Raw genomic sequence first — 21041 nt, 5'->3', positions numbered from 1 at the left:
AATTACGATTTAAGTTTATTAGCCTGTCCTGCCCAATCATCTCTTTGTGCTCTTCCTGGGAAAGAACCCGTGATTGAATCTAACAAGTCATATTCTTTATTTGTCATTTTACTAACCTGTGCAAAGGTGTAAATACCTATTTGATTTAACGTTTTCTCCATTACTGGACCAATACCGCTTATCTTTTTAAGATTATCTGCCTTATCTTTTGCAGCATCAAAAGTACCTAAACTTTCAAGTAAGCTATTTGTTTTAGCTTGTTTATCATCTACATCAACTATTGGTTTCTCAATAATTTTTTCTTCTTTAACAATCTCTTCTTTTATAATAACTGGCTCTTTTTTAACTTCAGTTTTTACAGCACTAGGATTGTCTCTCTCTCTTTTAAAATTATTACCTGATGATTTTAAGATAGACTTAACCTCTGCTTGTGCTATAACTGGGAAGGTTCTAGCATACAATAAAAACAGTACAAAGAAAAATCCTATAGTTCCTACAAAAATACCGATATCGACAAAAGTAGGTGAAAACTGTGTCCATGATGATGGTAGATGTCCTCTACTCAAGTTGATCACAATAATATCAAAACGTTCAAACCACATACCAATATTGATGAAAATTGCGATTATGAATGTCCATATATAATTTCTTCTTATTTTCTTAAACCAAAATAATTGAGGAATAACAGAATTACAAATTATCAATGACCAAAATGCCCACCAATATGGTCCTGTTGCAGCACCTACCGATAAATACACAAAATCTTCATAACTACTACCTGTATACCAACCCACAAAAAGTTCAGATAAATAAGCAACCGTAACAATACCTCCAGTTACTAATATTACTTTATTCATGTTTTCAACATGTACTCTTGTAATATAGTCTTCTAAGTTACTTACTTTACGCATAATTAATAATAGCGTCTGTACCATTGCAAAACCTGAGAATACCGCACCTGCAACAAAGTAAGGTGGATACACCGTACTGTGCCAACCTGGTATTACCGAAGTAGCAAAATCAAATGATACAATTGTATGTACAGAAAGTACTAATGGAGTTGCTAAACCTGCTAACACTAAAGAAACTTCTTCAAAACGTTGCCAGTCTTTAGCTTTACCACTCCATCCAAAACTTACTAAACTGTAAATCTTCTTTTGAAATGGTTTCGTAGCTCTATCTCTTATCATAGCGAAATCAGGCAATAAACCTGTCCACCAGAATACTAATGATACTGATAAATACGTAGAAATAGCGAATACATCCCATAATAATGGTGAGTTAAAGTTTACCCATAACGAACCTAAAGGATTTGGTACTGGTAAAGTATAAAACCCATTCCAGATTCTACCCATGTGTATTAACGGGAACAAACCTGCTTGAAAAACCGCAAAGATTGTCATTGCTTCAGCAGAACGGTTAATACCCATTCTCCATTTTTGACGGAACAATAGAAGTACTGCAGAAATTAATGTACCGGCATGACCGATACCTACCCACCATACAAAGTTGGTAATATCCCAAGCCCAGTTAATTCTGTTGTTTAGACCCCAAACACCAATACCTGTACCTATGGTATAAGCGATTGATCCAATACCCCAAAGAAAGGCTATCAATGCAATTGTAAAAGCTATATACCAACTTTTATTGGCTTTACCTTCAATTGGAGCGGCTACATCTAAAGTAATATCATGGTAACTTTTGTCTCCAGTGATAATTGGCTCTCTAATAGGTGCTTCGTAATGACCCATAATTATATACTATTCTTAATTATTATTATGATTCGTTTGTGTTTCTAATATCCACTTGATAGAATACATTAGGTTGTGTACCTACAAAATCCAATAAATGGAAAGTTCTATCATCTTCTTTAATATGTGCTACTTTACTATCTTTATCATTGACATCTCCAAACACCATGGCACCAGTACTACATGCATTAACACACGCTGTAGTAAACTCACCATCCTTAACAGGTCTTCCTTCTTTTTTAGCTTTTAATATGGTAGCTTGAGTCATTTGAATACACATAGAACATTTCTCCATAACTCCTCTAGAACGTACTGTAACATCTGGGTTAAGTACCATTCTACCTAGGTCATTGTTCATGTTATAATCAAACTCGTTATTATCAAAATATTTAAACCAGTTAAATCTACGTACTCTATAAGGACAGTTATTTGCACAATAACGAGTACCAATACAACGGTTATATGCCATTTGATTTTGACCTTGACGACCATGAGATGTTGCTGCAACCGGACAAACTGTTTCACATGGTGCGTGATTACAATGTTGACACATTACGGGTTGAAAAGTAACATTAGGATTATCAGAAGGATGTGTTTGAGCATTAAAATACGTACCCGTACCAAAAATACCTTCTTCTTTCCCTTTCTCTTCAGTCATATCAGAAGAGTAATATCTATCAATACGCAACCAATGCATATCTCTACTCTTTCTTATTTCTTCTTTACCAACAACAGGAACATTGTTTTCTGCATGACATGCTACAATACATGCCGCACAACCAATACATGTAGCTAAATCTATTGAAAGGTTGAATTTTGTACCTAAAGAATCATCAAATCGTTCCCATAAATCTACTTTCTCCAACGAAACATTTTGATGGTCTAATTGAACGTGTGGTTCAGGGTTCCAATCGTGTTTTGGCTTATTAACAAAATCATCTAGAGTTGTTTCTCTAATAATTTCATCTCTACCCATTAAGGTATGCTGCAACTGAATACATGCAAATTCATGTTCACCTGCAACCTTTTCTATAGTTACTGATTGATGATTTGAAAAATTTTGATATAAAGGATAGGCATTAACACCTACTTGTAAATCTTTTTGAACTGCGGATGATTTTCTACCATAACCTAGAGCTAAACCAATACTACCAGGTGATTGTCCTGGTTGAATATATACTGGTACATTTTCTAAGGTTACTCCATTTACAGTTATATTCGCTAAATCGCCATTTAAGGCTCCATTAGAAACTGTTCTATTGGTAATCCCTTTTGCTATAGCATCAACTCTAGAGATGGTAATATAATTATCCCAAGAAGTTCTGGTAATTGGATCTGGCAATTCTTGTAACCAAGGATTATTAGCCATTTGTCCATTACCCATACTCGTTTTAGTATATAATTCCAACTCTAAATCAGCAGGTTTTATAGAAGCTGCCAAAGCCGTTAATGCTCCTTGAACTGAAACTGTTTCCGGAGAAATTTGACTTGGAATCTCTTCATCAAAAATAGCAGTTTCAACAGCATCAGCTACTGTACCAATATGACGAACACCATCGTGTAATGTATTGTTCCAAGAAAGTCCTTTTAATACGTTTGACTTCCAATATGATTTTAAATAATCGTGGTATGATAGTGAACTACCATTCCATTTTAACAATGTATCTTGAAACTGACGTGTATTAAATAAAGGTCTGATGGTTGGTTGTGTTAAACCAAAATGACCTTTCTTAATTCTTACATCACCCCAAGATTCTAAATAATGAGGAACTGCTCCTACATACTGAGCTGCAGATGCCGTTTCGTCATCTCCCATAGAAAAAGCTATAGAGAGTTTTACTTTTTTAAGTGCTTCAACAAAGTCAGCACTTTTGGCTAATGTATATGCTGGATTGGTAAGATAGGTAATTAATCCACCAACTTTACCCGCCTTCATATCTGTAATTAATTGAGATACTTTAGCGTCGCTACCACTTCTTACATATTTTGGAGCTACTGTATTTACAGCTTCACTACCAATTTCCTTATTAATGGCTAATGCTAATAATTGAGCATTTTTATCTTGTATTCCAGTTACAACTACTGCTTTTTTACCAGCAGCTTGCAATTGTTTTATCGTTTGTTTTAACCCTTCATCAATTGACGTAGATTTTGTTGAACCTCCACCAACTAAAGCGTTATAAACATTTAATAATACTTGTTTTTGTTCTGATGGCTTCACCATATAACGCTTATCGGCGTTACTACCTGTTAGAGATAAGTTAGACTCAATCTGTACATGGCGAGACATTTTACCGTGATTTGGAACTCTGCTTTTTGCATACCCCACTTCAAAACCTCCACCTTGCCAATCACCTAAGAAATCTGCACCAATACTTACAATTACCTCAGCCTTTGAAAAATCATAGTCTGGTAATGCTCGTTCTCCATATAATGTCTCAAACGCATCTAAAGCAGCAGATTCTGAAACTGCATCATAAGCTATATGCTTAACATTAGCATAAGATGCTTTAAAATCTTGTATTAGTTGATTTGTTGTTGGACTCGCTGTAGTACCTGTTAAAAATACAATAGTTTCATTATTGGCTTTTAACGTATTTAATTCAGCCATTGTAGCTTTATCAAAAGTACTCCAATTTACAGGCTCTCCTTTAGCTCTAGGATTTTGTAAACGGTTATTATCATATAAGGCTAAAATCGAAGCTTGTACCCTTGCATTGGTACCACCTTGATTTCCAGCTAATTTATTTGGTTCAATTTTAATAGGACGTCCTTCACGAACTTTCACTAGTAGATTGGCAAAATCGTATCCGTTTGCCATTGATGTCGCATAATAATCAGCTACACCAGGTGTAACTTCATCAGGCTTTATTACATAAGGAATAGACTTAACTACTGGCCCCTCACAAGCTGCTAATGACGCTGCAGCGGTTGTAAAACCAACATATTTTAAAAAGTCCCGTCTTGAAGTTGAAGAAGATTCTAATGCTTCCTTATCACCAAGAAACTCATCTGTTGGTAAATCTTCAGCAAATTCTGATGTTTTTAGCTTTTCAACAATAGAGCTGTTTTCATTAAGCTCTTCAACACCTCTCCAGTATTTCTTGTTTGACGCCATTCTTTGTTTTAGTTATTTGTTATTTAGTTATGGTTATTCGATTAACTCTGAAACCAATTCTAAACTTTTAATTTTAATTCTTTTTTTTCTTCTTTTCAGCTACTTCTAAATCCACGCTTATTTACACATAAATCATTATGCCTGCATGCGGAATTAATAGTGACACTTACCACATTCCATACCACCCATTTGTGCTACGGTAACTTTTTCAACACCATATTTCTTAGACAACTCATCATGTATTTTAGCATAATATTCGTTATCTTCAACTTTAACTTCAGTTTCTCTATGACAATTGATACACCATCCCATTGTTAATGGAGAAAATTGTTCTACTTCTTCCATTTCTTCTACAGGTCCATGACATTTTTGACAAGCTACACCTCCAACAGTGACGTGTTGTGAGTGATTAAAATATGCAAAATCTGGCAAATTATGAATACGTATCCATTCGATAGGTCTTTGTTCATAACCTGCTATGTAAGCATTCGCCTCTTTATCCCATCCTACGGCATCATAAATTTTTTGAATTTCACCATCGTAAAATGCCTTATCATTTTCAACAGTTACAGGACCGTTATATTCCGATATCCCTTTATGACAATTCATACAAACATTTACTGAAGGAATACCTGAAGTCTTACTATGCTTTGCTGAAGAGTGACAATATTGACAATCAATTTTATTATCTCCGGCATGTATTTTATGTGAAAAAGCAATTGGCTGCACTGGCTTATACCCTTGGTCGTTACCAATACTCATCATACCCCAATACGCTAAATAACCTACTACTAAAAGTAACGCAATCGTAGTAACCAATTTCAGGAATTCGTTTTTACTCATAAAGTAAACCCAAACTACAGCAATAGCTAAAACAAGCATCACCAAATAGGTTGCCCAAGGAATTGGTGTTGTTTCCGCTACTGAACTAACTTCTTCTCCACCTATCTTTTTAGCCTCTAAAATTGACGAATGTTTTGTGTATAATAATATAGCATCAATGTCTGCATCTGATAATTGAGGAAAAGCAGTCATCGGTGACCCACCATATTCATCAAAAATAGCAATAGCATCAGCATCACCACTAGCTCTTAAAGCAGCATTATCTTTAATCCATGAATGTAACCATTCATCTGATCGTCTATCTTGTACTTTTGCTAAAGCAGGCCCAATTAATTTTGAATCTAATTTATGACACGCTGCACAATTGGCATTAAATGTCTTTTTACCTTTAATTACTTCTAAAGAATCAATACCCAAAGAAGCTGCAGTTACAAAAGCAGCATCACCACCTTCAACCTTTTCAACAGGCTTATCATCTGTATACGCTAAAACATCCTTAATATCTTGATCTGAAAATTGCGGATATGCCACCATTGGCATTTTATTATACTCTTCATAGATTGCAATTGCATCAGCATCTCCAGTAGCTCTAAGAGCTGCGTTATCTTTAATCCAAGCAATTAACCAATCCTGCTCTCTTCTTTCAGTAACACCTTTTAACGGCGGTCCTACTAACTTACTATCCAATTTATGACAAGCAGCACAATTAGCATTGAATATTTTTTTACCATTATCAAGATTAGCCTCTTGAGCAAAGATCTGTGATGTAAAAAGTAAAACAAAAGTAAGACTAGAAACGAGTATTCTTAAGATTTTACGGTGTTGATTCACACTTTTCATATTATAAAATATATTATCTGGTGTCGTTTTGGTACGATTTTTTCTATTCTAGAAATGAAAACGCATTCTTAGAAAGATTTGACAAAAATAACATTATTTGGATACAAGCAAAATCTAAAAATAATGTTAAATGCAATTTATAATGGTTCTAAATAACGAATGATATGTTAAAGCTAAAAACAAAATTTTAAATTTGCCAAAACAAAAACATATAATGAAATCATTTTTAAACAGATACAGCATAGCAATCTTTATAATATCTCTTTTAAGCACTAACCTTATCGCGGCACAGCAAGAAGGGAACTTAAAAATAGAAAGCAGTGAAAGTATAAAAAACATCGTTGCTAAAAAAAGAGCTCACAACAAAAACACCACGAAAGTTAAAGGGTACAGAATTCAGATATTTTTTGGAAGTGAACAAGGAGCCTATAAGGCTCGTGAGGAATTTAACACCTTATTTCCTGATGCCTACTTAAAGATTGAGAATTTTCCACCGGATTGGAAAGTACGTGTTGGAAACTACAAAACGCAACTAGCCGCAGATAGAGCTCTAGTTGAAATTAAAGAAAATTTTGGTGGAGCAATTGTATTAGCCGAGTTAATTGATGTGCAAAGAGACTAAAGTAATTACCACCTTAGTGCTATTTACGAGAAAAATGATTAACGATTTTTGAATTTTATAATTTGTGAATCAAAATAACTTATTTTTGTTCAATGAATGAAAACCTAAATCCTTCCGATGAAAATTTTTCTAATGAAGAAATTGATGTTGAAAAACAATTACGACCGTTAAATTTTAACGATTTTACTGGACAGGAGCAGGTTCTTGAGAATCTAAAAATTTTTGTTGAAGCAGCTAATCTAAGAGATGAGGCTTTAGATCATACATTATTTCATGGCCCTCCAGGATTAGGAAAGACTACATTAGCTCATATTTTATCAAACGAACTAAACGCCAATATAAAAGTTACTTCTGGACCCGTTCTAGATAAACCGGGTGACTTAGCGGGTCTTTTGACCAATTTAGGTGAACGCGATGTTTTATTTATAGATGAAATACATCGTTTAAGCCCTATAGTAGAGGAATACCTCTACTCTGCGATGGAAGATTATAAGATTGATATTATGATCGAATCTGGGCCAAATGCCCGAACTGTTCAAATCAACTTAGAACCCTTTACATTAATAGGTGCAACAACAAGGTCTGGTTTATTAACCGCTCCAATGCGAGCTCGTTTCGGAATTAACAGCCGTTTAGAATACTATCAAACAGATTTACTAACTACGATTGTACAACGAAGTGCGACTATTTTAGATGTACCTATATCTATGGAAGCCGCAATTGAAATTGCAGGAAGAAGTCGTGGTACACCTAGAATTGCAAATGCCCTTTTACGCAGAGTTCGCGATTTTGCCCAAATAAAAGGTGATGGTACTATAGATATTGGTATTGCAAAATTTGCATTAAAAGCGTTACATGTAGACGCTCATGGCTTAGATGAAATGGATAATAAAATTCTAATCACCATTATCGATAAATTTAAAGGAGGTCCTGTAGGAATTACAACACTAGCTACTGCAGTTAGTGAAAGTGCCGAAACTATTGAAGAAGTTTATGAACCTTTTTTAATTCAGCAAGGTTTTATCATGAGAACCCCTCGAGGTAGAGAGGTAACAGAGCATGCTTACAAACATTTAGGCAAAATTAAAGGAAGTGTTCAAGGTGGTCTGTTTTAACCATAATTGGGTAATTCCCTTTTTAAAAAGGGTATAAACCCCTTTGTTATTTAAGGGTTAAACCCCTTGACAACTGACCATTAGCATTGTAGTTTTACAACAAAAACTATGAAAACTTCTGCTTTACTGATTATCTTAATTTTATGCAACACTTCTGCACTACTTTCAGAATCAATTTCACATTTAGTAAGGGATATAAATCCATGGCTATTTGTTGCCTTGGAAATATTACTTGTACTTGGCTATTATTTGAATAAAACAATAAAAGAAATTAGACAAACATTCGATTTTGATTGTAACGATTTAAACTTGCTTGTCACAAAATCTAAAAAATAAATTGGAAGTGTTGGTTTGAAAAAACTTTTTATATACTTGTTCATAAATCAATATAAATTAACGCCATCTTGAAAATATATTGTTTTCTAGTTACTTAGCGTTACTTCAACTGTGCGGTCTTCCGCCAATGAAAATTTACAAGACTCATAAGAAGGAGCCGAAAATTTTGGTTTTACATTATTTGAAAACCCATAAGGTTCTTTGGGTATTCCCAGAAAATTAAGATTAAACTCATCATCAGAATTTTCATCATGAAACATTGAAAAGGCATAGTCACCTTTTGGTAAATCATTGATTTTTATAATTTCAGTTGAACTTTTAACCGTTATATAATAATGTTTTATTGCGGCTTCTCGTTTTAAAAAATTTTCACCCTTATTAAAAACCCCAATTCTAATTCTCCCTTCAAGTATTCCAATATTTTCTATCTGAATTGTCAACTCGGGATTTTCATAAGAAACATTGCTTGTTAAAAGGATAAAACATATAAGTAAGTAATTCATTATTGAAGTATTTAAATTATAAAAGGTCAATTTGCTTTGCAATATACTTAATAAAAGTTTGATAATTTTATTAATAACTAAACTATTCAATATCAATAGTATCAAAAACAACATAAGAAACCCATTTTCTTAAATTTACAATAAGAAAACTCTCATCAATATCCATCATACTTATTCAATAGTTGTCTGTTCAGTTACTTCTATAGTTTAGACATAAAATGTGTTGATATAGAACCTGCATTTTTATTATTAAATTGCATTTTTAAAAAATAAACTACCTTTAAATAGATAATAAAATATTATGTTAATAACTTTGATTTAAAGAAGAGCAAATCACTTGAAACAGACGTAAGTGAAATCTTTTTTGTCATTTCATAAATAAAACAAATTTTCAAATTTGATATCAATTAAAAATAGTGCAACAAAGTGGTCATCACTCATTAAAGCAGAAGCTAAACGTCTTGGTTTTCTTTCTTGTGGCATAAGCAAAGCTGAATTTCTAGAAGCTGAAGCTCCTCGATTAGAAAAATGGTTAAACCAAAATATGAATGGTGAAATGTACTATATGGAAAACCATTTTGACAAACGGCTTGACCCAACAAAATTGGTAGAAGGCTCTAAATCTGTAATTTCTTTACTCCTTAATTATTATCCCGAAAAGGAACAAGTTGATGATACTTTTAACATCTCTAAATATGCCTATGGCACAGATTATCATTTTGTAATAAAAGATAAACTAAAAAGCTTACTCACGTTTATTCAAACTGAAATTGGAGATGTAAACGGCAGAGCTTTTGTAGATTCTGCCCCTGTATTAGATAAAGCTTGGGCAGCGAAAAGTGGTTTAGGATGGATTGGCAAACACAGTAACCTATTAACCCAACAAGTAGGTTCCTTTTACTTTATTGCTGAACTTATTATTGACCTTGACTTAAGTTATGATACACCAACAACTGACCATTGTGGCACTTGTACAGCATGCATTGATGCCTGTCCTACTCAAGCAATTACGGAACCCTACGTTGTAGATGGTACTAAATGTATTTCCTATTTTACAATTGAATTGAAAAACGAAATCCCCAGTTCCGTTAAAGGTCAATTTGACGATTGGATGTTCGGCTGTGACATCTGTCAAGATGTTTGTCCTTGGAATCGCTTTTCAAAACCACACCAAGAACCGCTTTTTAATCCACACCCCGATCTCTTGGAAATGACAAAAAAAGATTGGACTGAACTCACTGAAGATGTATTTAAAAGAGTCTTTAAAAAATCAGCCGTTAAGCGAACAAAATTTACAGGTTTGCAACGCAATATTAGATTTTTAGACGAATAGTACTAAATTTGTAAGCTTATATCAAACTGGTCTAACCAGTTTATTAGTTTAATCAAATCTTTTTTTATGGATAGTCGCAAGAAAAAAAATGAAGCTTTAAAATACCATGCTTTCCCAAAACCCGGAAAAATAGAAGTGGTACCAACAAAAAAATATGCAACACAACGTGATTTATCATTAGCATATTCTCCTGGAGTTGCTGAACCTTGTTTAGCCATTGAAAAAAATCCATCTGACGCTTATAAATATACCTCTAAAGGAAATTTAGTTGCAGTTATCACGAATGGAACTGCAGTTTTAGGATTAGGAAATATTGGCCCATTAGCCTCTAAACCTGTGATGGAAGGAAAAGGTTTACTGTTTAAAATTTTTGCAGATATTGATGTATTTGATATAGAAGTTGACGCTACTGATGTAGATAAATTTGTAGAAACTGTCAAAGCTATTGCTCCAACTTTTGGAGGAATTAATTTGGAGGACATAAAAGCTCCAGAAGCATTTGAAATAGAAAGAAGATTAAAAGAAGAACTGGATATTCCAGTAATGCATGACGATCAGCACGGAACTGCAATTATTTCTGCTGCAGCATTAAAAAACGCTATTGAAATTGCTAAAAAAGATATATCGAAAATACATATTGTTGTTAGTGGAGCAGGTGCAGCTGCGGTTTCGTGTACGAGACTCTATATTAAATTAGGTGCAAATCCTAAAAATATAGTCATGTTAGATAGTAAAGGAGTTATTCGTAAAGATAGAGGAACACTAACTACTGAAAAAGCAGAATTTGCGACAGATAGAGACATACACACTTTAGAGGAAGCTATGAATACAGCCGATGTATTTATCGGTTTGTCTCAGCCCGGTATTGTAACTCCAGCTATGATAAAATCAATGGCAGATAACCCAATTGTTTTTGCATTAGCTAATCCAATTCCTGAAATTGACTACAACTCAGCAGTAAAAGCTCGTAAGGATATTATTATGGCAACGGGTAGATCTGATAATCCGAACCAAGTAAATAATGTCTTAGGTTTCCCATTTATTTTTAGAGGAGCTTTAGACGTACGAGCCACTAAAATTAACGAAGAAATGAAATTGGCGGCAGTACATGCATTAGCTAATTTAGCCAAACACCCAGTTCCTGAGCAAGTAAATATTGTATATGATGAAGTTAGCTTAACTTTTGGTAAAGAATATATAATACCAAAACCTTTTGACCCTAGATTAATCTATGAAATACCACCTGCAGTGGCTAAAGCAGCAATGGATAGTGGTGTTGCTACTGAACCTATTAAAGATTGGGATAAGTATAGAGACGAATTAATGGAACGTTTAGGAACAGGAAGCAAAGTAATTCGCTTATTACACAACAGAGCAAAAAGCAATCCTAAAAAAGTAGTATTCGCAGAAGCTGATCATTTAGATGTTTTAAAAGCAGCTCAAATTGTATATGATGAAGGTATAGGTACTCCTATTCTTTTAGGAAGAAAAGAAACCATTTTAGGTCTAAAACGAGAGATTGGTTTTTCAGGTGATGTTGAAATTATTGACCCTAAAACTGATGAAGAAGTAACAAGAAAAAATAGATTTGCCAAAAGTTATTGGAAAGCAAGACAACGAAATGGCATTAAGCTATTAGATGCTCAAAAATTAATGAGAGAACGAAATTATTTTGCCGCCATGATGGTAAATGAAGGTGAAGCAGATGCCGTAATTACGGGGTATTCTAGAAATTACTCTTCTGTTGTAAAACCAATATTAGAGTTAATTGGAATGAAAGATGGGGTAACGAGAGTTGCCGCAGCCAATTTAATGTTGACCAAAAGGGGTCCGATATTTTTAGCAGACACTACGATAAATCTAGATCCAACTGCTGAGCAATTGGCAAAAATATCACAGCTAACTGCATCACTAGCTAAAATATTTCATATAAAACCAAATATAGCCATGCTTTCGTATTCAAATTTCGGTTCGTCCGACAACCAGAATGCTACGAAAATTGCAAAGGCTATTGAATACATTCACAAAGAATATCCTAATGTGGTTATAGATGGTGAAATTCAAGCTGACTTTGCCTTAAACCCAGAAATGCTTAAAAAAGAATTTCCATTTTCAAAATTAGTAGACAAAAAAGTAAACGTATTAATTTTTCCAAATTTAGACGCTGCCAATATTACTTATAAGCTAATGAAAGAATTGTATGATGCTGAATCTATTGGTCCAATAATGTTAGGCCTTAAAAAACCTGCTCATATTATCCAATTAGGAGCCAGTGTAGATGAAATGGTAAACATGGCGGCAGTTGCTGTAATTGACGCTCAGGAATGTGAGAAAAGAAAATGCTAATTGACTAAACAACAAAAGCAAATCTTTAAAATACAAATAGTAAAAAGACTGATTTCATTTATTGAAATCAGTCTTTTTTTTGTGTATTGGGAGCGTTAACAATAAAACTTATAGGCATTGTTGACTCAAATAAACTCAAACCTTAAAAATTCTAATAGCATTAAACGTTAAACTCTCAATCGATTCAACAAATTTTTCGCCATTCAAAATTTAAAAACTACATTTACGGATTGAATTAAGAACTCTAACTACTCAATCTAAAATGATTACTCATCTTAATGGAAAATTAGTAGAAAAGAACCCCACTTTTGTTATTATTGAATGTAATGGAGTTGGTTATTTTCTAAACATTTCTTTAAACACTTACTCAAAAATTCCCGATGCGGAAGCTTTAAAATTGTATACCTATTTATATATAAAAGAAGATTCTCATACGCTGTTTGGTTTTGCTGATAAAGTTGAACGTGAAATATTTAAACTTCTTATTTCTGTTTCTGGTGTTGGCCCCAGTATTGGTAGAACCATGCTATCTTCAATGACACCTGAACAAATACAACACGCCATTGCTTCTGAAGATGTTGCCACCATACAATCTGTAAAAGGAATAGGTGCAAAAACGGCACAACGTGTAATCATAGATTTACGCGATAAAATTGTTAAAACTTACGAAATTTCAGAAGATTCTGCATTCAACCACAATACTATTAGAGATGAAGCGTTATCTGCTTTAGAAGTACTCGGGTTTTCGCGAAAACAAGTGGAAAAAATAGTACAAAAAATAATTCAAGAAGCCCCTAACACCTCTCTTGAAAACATCATTAAGCAAGCGTTAAAAATCTTGTAAAACTTTGAAAATCAACTTAAAAAAGACATACAGTCTATTTTTATTATTATTGTTCTTTGCATCAACCCCCATTTTTGCACAAAGACCCCCTTCTGCCCCAAATCCAAAAGACACTACTAAAGTAAGCGTCTCAAAACCAGTTACTAAAACTGTTGAAACGGTAAACAGAGATACTTTACCTGATTTGCCATACAACTTTAAGCGTGATCAGAAAGGCAGTCTTTTCCTTGATAACTTATCAGAATACGAAATTCTTTATAACGCCGAATCAAAACAATATATTTTTGTAAAAAAAGTTGGTGATTATTATGTAAAGCACCCATCATACATGACTGAAGATGAGTACAAAGAGTACCGTCTAAAGAAAGATATGATAGATTACTTTAAGGAAAAAATAAGTGCAGTAAGTGGTCGAAATAAGAATAGTGATGCTCAAAAGAACTTAATGCCAAGGTATTATGTAAAATCAGATCTTTTTGAAAATATTTTTGGCGGAAACACTATCGAAGTAAACCCACAGGGTTCTGTCTTGGTTAAAATGGGTATTTTATTTCAAAAAGTTGAAAACCCTCAATTGTCTGAACGTAACCGTCAAAGTACTACGTTCGATTTTGATGCAGAAATTAACGCAAGTCTAAATGCAAAAGTAGGCAAGCGATTACGTGTAAATGCTGCGTTTGATACGCAATCAACATTTAACTTTCAAAATCAAATAAAATTAGAATATACACCTACTGAAGACGATATTATTCAAAAAATTGAAGTTGGTAATATTAGTATGCCTATTCAGAATTCATTAGTAAGTGGAGCACAAAATCTTTTTGGATTTAAGACTCAGTTACAATTTGGTAAAACAATGGTAACAGGTGTCTTCTCGCAACAAAAATCACAAACTACCTCGGTTGCAGCTGAAGGTGGTGCTACCATTTCCGAGTTTGAAATGAGTGCTAGTAATTATGATGACAACCGACATTTCTTTCTATCTCAACGCTTCCGTGACGACTTCAATAATGCCATGGCTAGAGTGCCGTTAATAAGTAGCTCAAAACAAGTTACACAGATTGAAGTTTGGGTTACCAATAAAAATAACACCACTGAAGATGTCCGTAGCATAGTTGCATTGGCCGATCTGGGTGAAAATGACCCTACAAATATTCACTCTAGTTTAGTAAGTTCTGCGGCTGGTAAAAAAGACCCTTCCAATGATGCCAACAGTATTATTAATTTTTTAACACCTAATGGAGGTATTAGAGATATTTCAACCGTAAGTTCTACTTTAGCTGGCTATCAACAAGGAACCGATTATACCATTTTAGAAAATGCTAGAAAGTTAGTTCTAGGTATAGATTTCACACTAGATCCGCAACTCGGATATATTACGTTAAACAGAAGATTGGCTGATAGTGAAATATTAGCTGTAGCTTTTGAATATTCAGACAGTAGTGTAGCAGGTGAAAATGTTTTCCGTGTTGGTGAACTTTCTACCGATGGTGTTACTGCTCCAGCCAATTTAGTGGTAAAATTATTGCGTAGTGAAATTGTGAATACCACAATACCGATGTGGGATTTAATGATGAAAAATGTTTATGCATTACCAGGTGCATATCAATTAAACGCAGACGGATTTAGACTTGAATTAATGTATCAAGATGATGAAGAAGGTGTTCCTTTAAATATATTACAGCATGCAACTACTCCAGGTGTAAATGATAAAACATTACTAAACTTAACAAGACTTGACCGTTTAGATCAATCAAATGACCCAGTTCCTAATGGTGATGGTTTATTTGATTTTATAGAAAGTCTTACTATAAATTCTCAAGATGGGTATGTTATTTTTCCAACTGTAGAACCTTTTGGAAACAGTAATACTTCTAACGCTAATAACCCTGGTGAGTTAGGCGAAATATTAACTGACGCTGCCGACAACCAATATGTGTTTACAGAATTGTATGATAGAACGAAGTCACAAGCTCAAAATGATTTTCAATACAAGGATAAATATGTTATTAAAGGTTATTTTAAAACAGAAAATGACAGAGGAATTCCTTTAGGTGCCTTTAACGTAACAAAAGGTTCTGTTACCGTTACTTCAGGAGGAAGAGAGTTGCTAGAAGGCGTTGATTATGTAGTAGACTACATTTCAGGTTCTGTTCAAATTATCAATCCGAATTTAACTGCTTCTAATGCACCTATTAATGTATCAGTAGAAAATAATAACGGATTTAATCAACAACAGCGTAGTTATTTAGGAGTTGACATACAACATGTTTTTTCAGAAAATTTTGCAATAGGTGGTACGCTTATTAATATGAGTGAAAGACCTTATGGTAAAATGCAATTTGGTCAAGAATCTGTAAACAATACACTTGCTGGATTTAATTTAAGCTATCAAACCGAAGTCCCTCAATTTACAAAGTGGGTAAATAAATTACCCAATATTGATACTGATGTTACTTCAAATTTTTCTATTCGTGCAGATGCGGCTTATTTAATGCCAGGTACCGCTACAAATAAAAATGGGGGTATTGAAGGCGAAAATGCATCCTATATAGATGACTTTGAAGCTTCACAAATTCCATTGGATATTAGTTCTTACAGACAGTGGTTTTTAGCCAGTGTACCTCAAAATCAGAATTCACCTGATTTGCAATTTTATAATGATGCTGATACAGATCAATTAAAATATGGTAAAAAAAGATCACAACTATCATGGTACACCATTGATAGATTGTTTTATGGTAACTCATTAAAGCCAAGTAACATTGATGAATCTGAGCTGTCAAGAGCAGAAGTTCGTCAAGTAGGCTATAATGAACTATTCCCTGAGTTAGACTTAGATATTACACAATCAAATATTGTAAATACATTAGATTTAGCGTATTTCCCTGAAGAGCGTGGCTCTTATAATTTCGATACTCAAAATGTACTCAACGGAAAATTTACAGATCCTGAAAACCGTTGGGCAGGTATTATGCGATCATTAAACACCACAGATTTTCAACAAGCCAATGTAGAATATATTCAATTTTGGTTAATGGATCCTTACGAGAACTATTCCATTAAGCCTGAAGAAGGAGGACCTACAAATGTAAATGCAGGTGACTTTGGTGGAGAGTTGTATTTCAATTTAGGTAATATTTCTGAAGATATTTTAACAGATAACCGAAGAATGTATGAAAATGGTTTACCTGAAGATGGCGTTAAAATTGCCAAGCCTAATATTGGAGCCAATGTTGACGAAACTGCTTGGTCAGACATTCCTATAAAACAATCATTAATCTATGCTTTTACAGAAAAGGATAATGAAAGACCTAATCAAGATTTAGGTTTAGATGGATTAAAGGACGATGAAGAAGCTAATCGTTTTGGAACACAATTTGGCCCTGACCCTGCTAATGATAACTATAACTTTTTTAGAGGTAGCGATTTAGATGCTTCAGATGCATCCATAATAACACGTTATAGAAATTTCAATAAAACACAAGGCAACTCACCTACTATAAATAACTCAACAGAATCTTACCCAACGGCTGCAAGTTCTTTTCCTGATATTGAAGACATTAATAAAGATCAGACCATGAGTACGGTTGAAGGCTATTTTCAATACAAGGTAAATATAGATCCATCTAACTTTATCGTTGGTCAAAATAATATTGTAGATGAAAAAATTGTAGCAGTTACTTTGGCTGATGGTACGCAACAGCAAACGAAGTGGTATCAGTTTAGAATCCCAATAACTACACCAGACGAAACTGTAGGTAATATTTCAGATTTTAATTCCATTCGCTTTATGAGGATGTTCTTAACAAAATTTAAAGTACCTGTTGTTTTACGTTTTGGAGAACTAGAATTGGTTCGTGGTGACTGGAGAAGATATACTAAAACCTTAGATGATGCTATTGACCCTCCTCAAGAATTAACTGAAGCGGAAAATAGAAACTTTGAAGTAGGTGTAGTCAATGTTCAGGAAAACGAAGGAAAAACACCTATTCCATATGTTTTACCTCCGGGCTTAGAACGTGAGCGTTTACAAGGTACAACCACGTTGCAAGAACAAAACGAACAGTCGTTATTAATCAGAATAAACGACTTACTACCTGGCGAAACAAGAGCTGTTTATAAAAATACTCAGTTTGACATGAGAATGTTTAATACGTTAAAAATGTTTGTCCATGCAGAAGCCATTGCAGGACAATTAGGCCTTAACGATGATGACATTGTAGCGATCATTAGAATGGGTAGTGACACCGATGATAACTATTATCAATATGAACTACCTTTAAAAATAACACCTTTTGGTGCTAGTTTTGATGAAGAAATTTGGCCAGAAGAAAATGATTTAATAGCTGACTTAAAAGCGTTTGGACAATTAAAAATTGAGCGGGTATCAACATCTACTTCAGTAACAGATGTGTACCCTAGTGAAACTGCGGAGCCTGATGCTAGGTTACGTATGAAAGGAAATCCGAATTTAGGAAATATTAAAACCATAATGATAGGTCTAAAAAACAGATCTAACATGTCTAAAAGTGCAGAATTGTGGTTTAATGAATTACGGGTTACTGATTATGATAATGAAGGCGGTTGGGCAGCTGTTGTAAATGCTGATGCCAATTTTGCAGATTTTGCAGACTTTTCGGTTTCAGGTAGGGCTAACTCTCAAGGCTTTGGTTCACTCGAGCAAACAGTAAATGAACGAAGTCAAGAAGATTCAAAACAATACGACGTTATCAGTAATATTAACGTAGGCCAATTATTACCTAAATCTGCAGGAATTAAAATTCCATTAAATGTGAGCTATGGTGAAGAATTTGCAGATCCAAAGTGGAATCAGAAATATCAAGATGTTCGTTTCAGTAAGAATGATGCGGAAGCTGAAAGCTCAAGAGATTATACTAAACGTAGAAGTTTAAATCTTATTAATGTAAGAAAAGAACGCACAAATCCTGAAAAGAAAACTCGTTTTTATGATGTTGAAAACTTATCCGTTTCATATGCATATAATGACACTTACCATAAAGATTATGTAGTAGAAAAATTCTTAGATCAAAATGTGAGAGCTGCAGCCAATTATAATTATGCATTTAAGCCAATAGAATTTGAACCTTTTAAAAATTCACAATATTTAGAAAAAAATAGCCTTTTCAAATTTGTTAAAGATTTTAATTTAAATCCGCTTCCTACCTCAATCTCTGTAAATTCAAATATCATAAGAAGCTACAATCAACAAGCCTCAAGAGCTCTGGTATCTGGATTTGACCCTATAGAGTTTACACAAAGAAGATTTCTATTTGATTGGGACTATAATATTGCTTATGACCTTACCAAATCTTTACAATTTAGCTTTAGAGCGGCCACTAGTTATATTAATGATTTAAAAGATGAAGACACACAAGAAGTACTTACAGACCGCTTATTTGATAATTTCTTTAGTATAGGAAGACCAAATCAATACCATCAAACCTTAGACGCTACTTATAAAATACCATTAAGTAAAATTTCTTGGTTCGACTTTTTAAATGGGACCTATAGTTATACCGCTGATTTTGATTGGCAAGCGTCTGCACAAGAATATGTAGATGAAATAGGGAATACGGTTCAAAATGCCAATACACATACTTTTTCTGCAGATTTAGACATGACCAAGTTATATAAAAGAACAGGTCTACTAGATTTAGCTAAGAAAAAAACGAAGAGACCTAAAAGAGTTAAAAACTCTAAAAAGCGAGATTCTACCACAAAGAAAATAGCTGCTCCAAGAACTAGAAGAAAGGTTATCAACACTAAAAATACAACTGGAGGGCAAAAAGCTCTTCAAGGACTTGTAGACGTGGTTACTTCTGTTAAGAAAATAAGAATTGCATATTCAGAACAAAATGGTACCGTTTTACCAGGCTATACACCTGAAATAGGTTTTCTAGGTAGAGATAGATATAATGGTAGCCTCGCTCCTACTTTTGGTTTTGTATTTGGTAGCCAAAGTGACATAAAAGACTTAGCTGCCGCTAATGCATGGTTAGTGTCAAGAGATACTTCAACTGCTGGCGGACGTATAGCTGACCCTTATTACAGTAAAACATTTACCAATACACATTTAAGCAAACTAGATATTAACGCTGATGTTAGACCTTTTAAAGATTTTAACATAGAACTATCCGCAAATAAAATATATACGAGTAACAAATCGCAGCAAATAGATGTTATAAATGGTGAGCTAACAGATCAACCGTTTAATGAAGTTGGTAACTTTAGTATCAGTCATTTTATGTTAGGTAAAGCTTTTGATGGTGATGGCGATGCTACTTTCGATGAATTTAAAGCGAACAGGGCTATAATTCAACAACGATTGGCACAGCAATCTGGTGCAAATGCTGCGGGCTTTGGCGAAAACAGCCAGCAAGTATTGATTCCTGCATTCTTAGCCACCTATTCCGGTCGAGATGCACGTAAAGTCAAACTAAGTGCTTTTAGAGATATTCCTATTCCAAATTGGAGATTGAGCTATAAAGGATTCATGAAATTCAAATGGTTCAAAAAACGCTTTAGAAGTTTTATCGTTGAGCATGAATATAATTCAAGCTATCAAGTTATAGGATTTAATAATAATCTTTTACGTAATGATACAAACAAGTATTCAGAATTAGATGATAATGGAAACTATAGACCTGAAAAAATATTTTCTGGTATAAACTTAGTTGAAGAGTTCAATCCATTAATAAAAGTGGATATGCGTATGAAAAACTCTTTCTCAGTTAGAGCAGAACTTAAACAGGACAAAACATTGAACCTAAATGTGAGCAACAACACCATCACTGAGATAAGAGGAAAAGAATATGTCTTAGGTTTGGGGTACCGTTTAAAAGATGTGAAACTAAAAATGAGAACAGGTAATTCAATTACTAGTTTTAAAGGTGATATAACCTTGTCAGGAGATGTTAGTATCCGTAATAATTCTACTACTATTCGTTCTATCGATGTTTTAAACAATCAAGTTACAGGAGGACAACGCTTACTTTCATTTAAATTTAAAGCTGATTATGCGTTAAATAAAAATTTATTAGCCTCATTTTATTATGACCAGAATAGTTCACGTTTTTTAATTTCAACTACTTTCCCAAGAAAATCTGTTAGTGCTGGCATACAAATTCGCTACACTATTGGAAACTAATAACAAGACTAAACGTAATTAAAAGTCATAAAAAATTAAATAAAGCACTATAATTATTAAGCACTTTCCATTTTAAGTTATCTTCTTCTTATCATTATACAAAATAAAAAATTATACAATTTATCATCATTTATAAGGTTAAATATTTAATCCTAAAAAAAATGTAAATCTTTTTGATATAATTTTACTAAACAAATGATTTTTGGATACCCTATTTAT

At 33.6% G+C, this 21041-nt stretch carries 10 protein-coding genes and 1 pseudogene; 6 read left to right on the top strand and 5 right to left on the bottom strand.

Going from position 1 to position 21041, the window contains the following annotated elements; translation table 11 throughout:
* Nucleotides 1-2: 2 nt before the first annotated feature.
* The 4 genes and pseudogenes from nrfD to FF125_RS22335 all read right to left on the bottom strand — a co-directional run.
* Nucleotides 3-1754 carry an NrfD/PsrC family molybdoenzyme membrane anchor subunit gene (gene nrfD / locus FF125_RS03465; RefSeq protein ID WP_138948470.1) on the bottom strand — a complete coding sequence of 584 codons (1752 nt, stop codon included), beginning with the start codon at nucleotides 1752-1754 and terminating at the stop codon, nucleotides 3-5.
* A 22-nt stretch (nucleotides 1755-1776) separates the two neighbouring features.
* On the bottom strand, nucleotides 1777-4869 hold the full coding sequence (locus tag FF125_RS03460) for a TAT-variant-translocated molybdopterin oxidoreductase (protein ID WP_138948469.1): 3093 nt from the start codon (nucleotides 4867-4869) through the stop codon (nucleotides 1777-1779).
* Between the two features lie 153 nt (nucleotides 4870-5022).
* Entirely contained in the window at nucleotides 5023-6213 is a 1191-nt protein-coding gene (locus FF125_RS22065) for a c-type cytochrome (RefSeq protein ID WP_407921051.1), read from the bottom strand.
* Nucleotides 6205-6552, bottom strand: a pseudogene (locus tag FF125_RS22335) (c-type cytochrome); the annotation flags it as partial. The pseudogene FF125_RS22335 and the gene FF125_RS22065, both read right to left, overlap by 9 nt.
* Before the next feature lie 214 nt (nucleotides 6553-6766).
* Here FF125_RS22335 and FF125_RS03450 point away from each other — a divergent pair.
* Both FF125_RS03450 and ruvB read left to right on the top strand, forming a co-directional pair.
* Nucleotides 6767-7174 (top strand): SPOR domain-containing protein, encoded by a 408-nt coding sequence (locus FF125_RS03450; RefSeq protein WP_138948468.1) that lies wholly within the window; start codon nucleotides 6767-6769, stop codon nucleotides 7172-7174.
* A 92-nt stretch (nucleotides 7175-7266) separates the two neighbouring features.
* On the top strand, nucleotides 7267-8289 hold the full coding sequence (ruvB, locus tag FF125_RS03445) for a Holliday junction branch migration DNA helicase RuvB (protein ID WP_138948467.1): 1023 nt from the start codon (nucleotides 7267-7269) through the stop codon (nucleotides 8287-8289).
* A gap of 422 nt (nucleotides 8290-8711) precedes the next feature.
* Here ruvB and FF125_RS03435 read toward each other — a convergent pair whose 3' ends face one another.
* Nucleotides 8712-9128 (bottom strand): DUF2141 domain-containing protein, encoded by a 417-nt coding sequence (locus FF125_RS03435; protein WP_175418858.1) that lies wholly within the window; start codon nucleotides 9126-9128, stop codon nucleotides 8712-8714.
* Between the two features lie 397 nt (nucleotides 9129-9525).
* On the opposite strand from FF125_RS03435, the gene queG reads away from it, so the two are divergent.
* From queG to sov, 4 genes are all read left to right on the top strand, one after another.
* The gene (queG, locus tag FF125_RS03430) at nucleotides 9526-10461 is read left to right on the top strand and encodes a tRNA epoxyqueuosine(34) reductase QueG (RefSeq protein WP_394344122.1); all 936 of its coding nucleotides are present in this window, start codon (nucleotides 9526-9528) and stop codon (nucleotides 10459-10461) included.
* A gap of 66 nt (nucleotides 10462-10527) precedes the next feature.
* Entirely contained in the window at nucleotides 10528-12807 is a 2280-nt protein-coding gene (locus FF125_RS03425; RefSeq protein WP_138948464.1) for an NADP-dependent malic enzyme, read from the top strand.
* A 262-nt stretch (nucleotides 12808-13069) separates the two neighbouring features.
* Nucleotides 13070-13651: a Holliday junction branch migration protein RuvA gene (gene ruvA, locus FF125_RS03420; protein ID WP_138948463.1), complete on the top strand. Its 582-nt coding sequence runs from the start codon at nucleotides 13070-13072 to the stop codon at nucleotides 13649-13651.
* 4 nt (nucleotides 13652-13655) lie between these two features.
* A complete protein-coding gene (sov, locus tag FF125_RS03415) occupies nucleotides 13656-20822 on the top strand; it encodes a T9SS outer membrane translocon Sov/SprA (RefSeq protein ID WP_250629673.1) in 7167 nt (2388 codons plus the stop codon).
* Nucleotides 20823-21041 lie beyond the last annotated feature (219 nt).

It is taken from the genome of Aureibaculum algae, assembly GCF_006065315.1.
Classification (GTDB): Bacteria; Bacteroidota; Bacteroidia; order Flavobacteriales; family Flavobacteriaceae; genus Aureibaculum; species Aureibaculum algae.
This window is presented reverse-complemented; position numbering and strand designations above follow the sequence as displayed.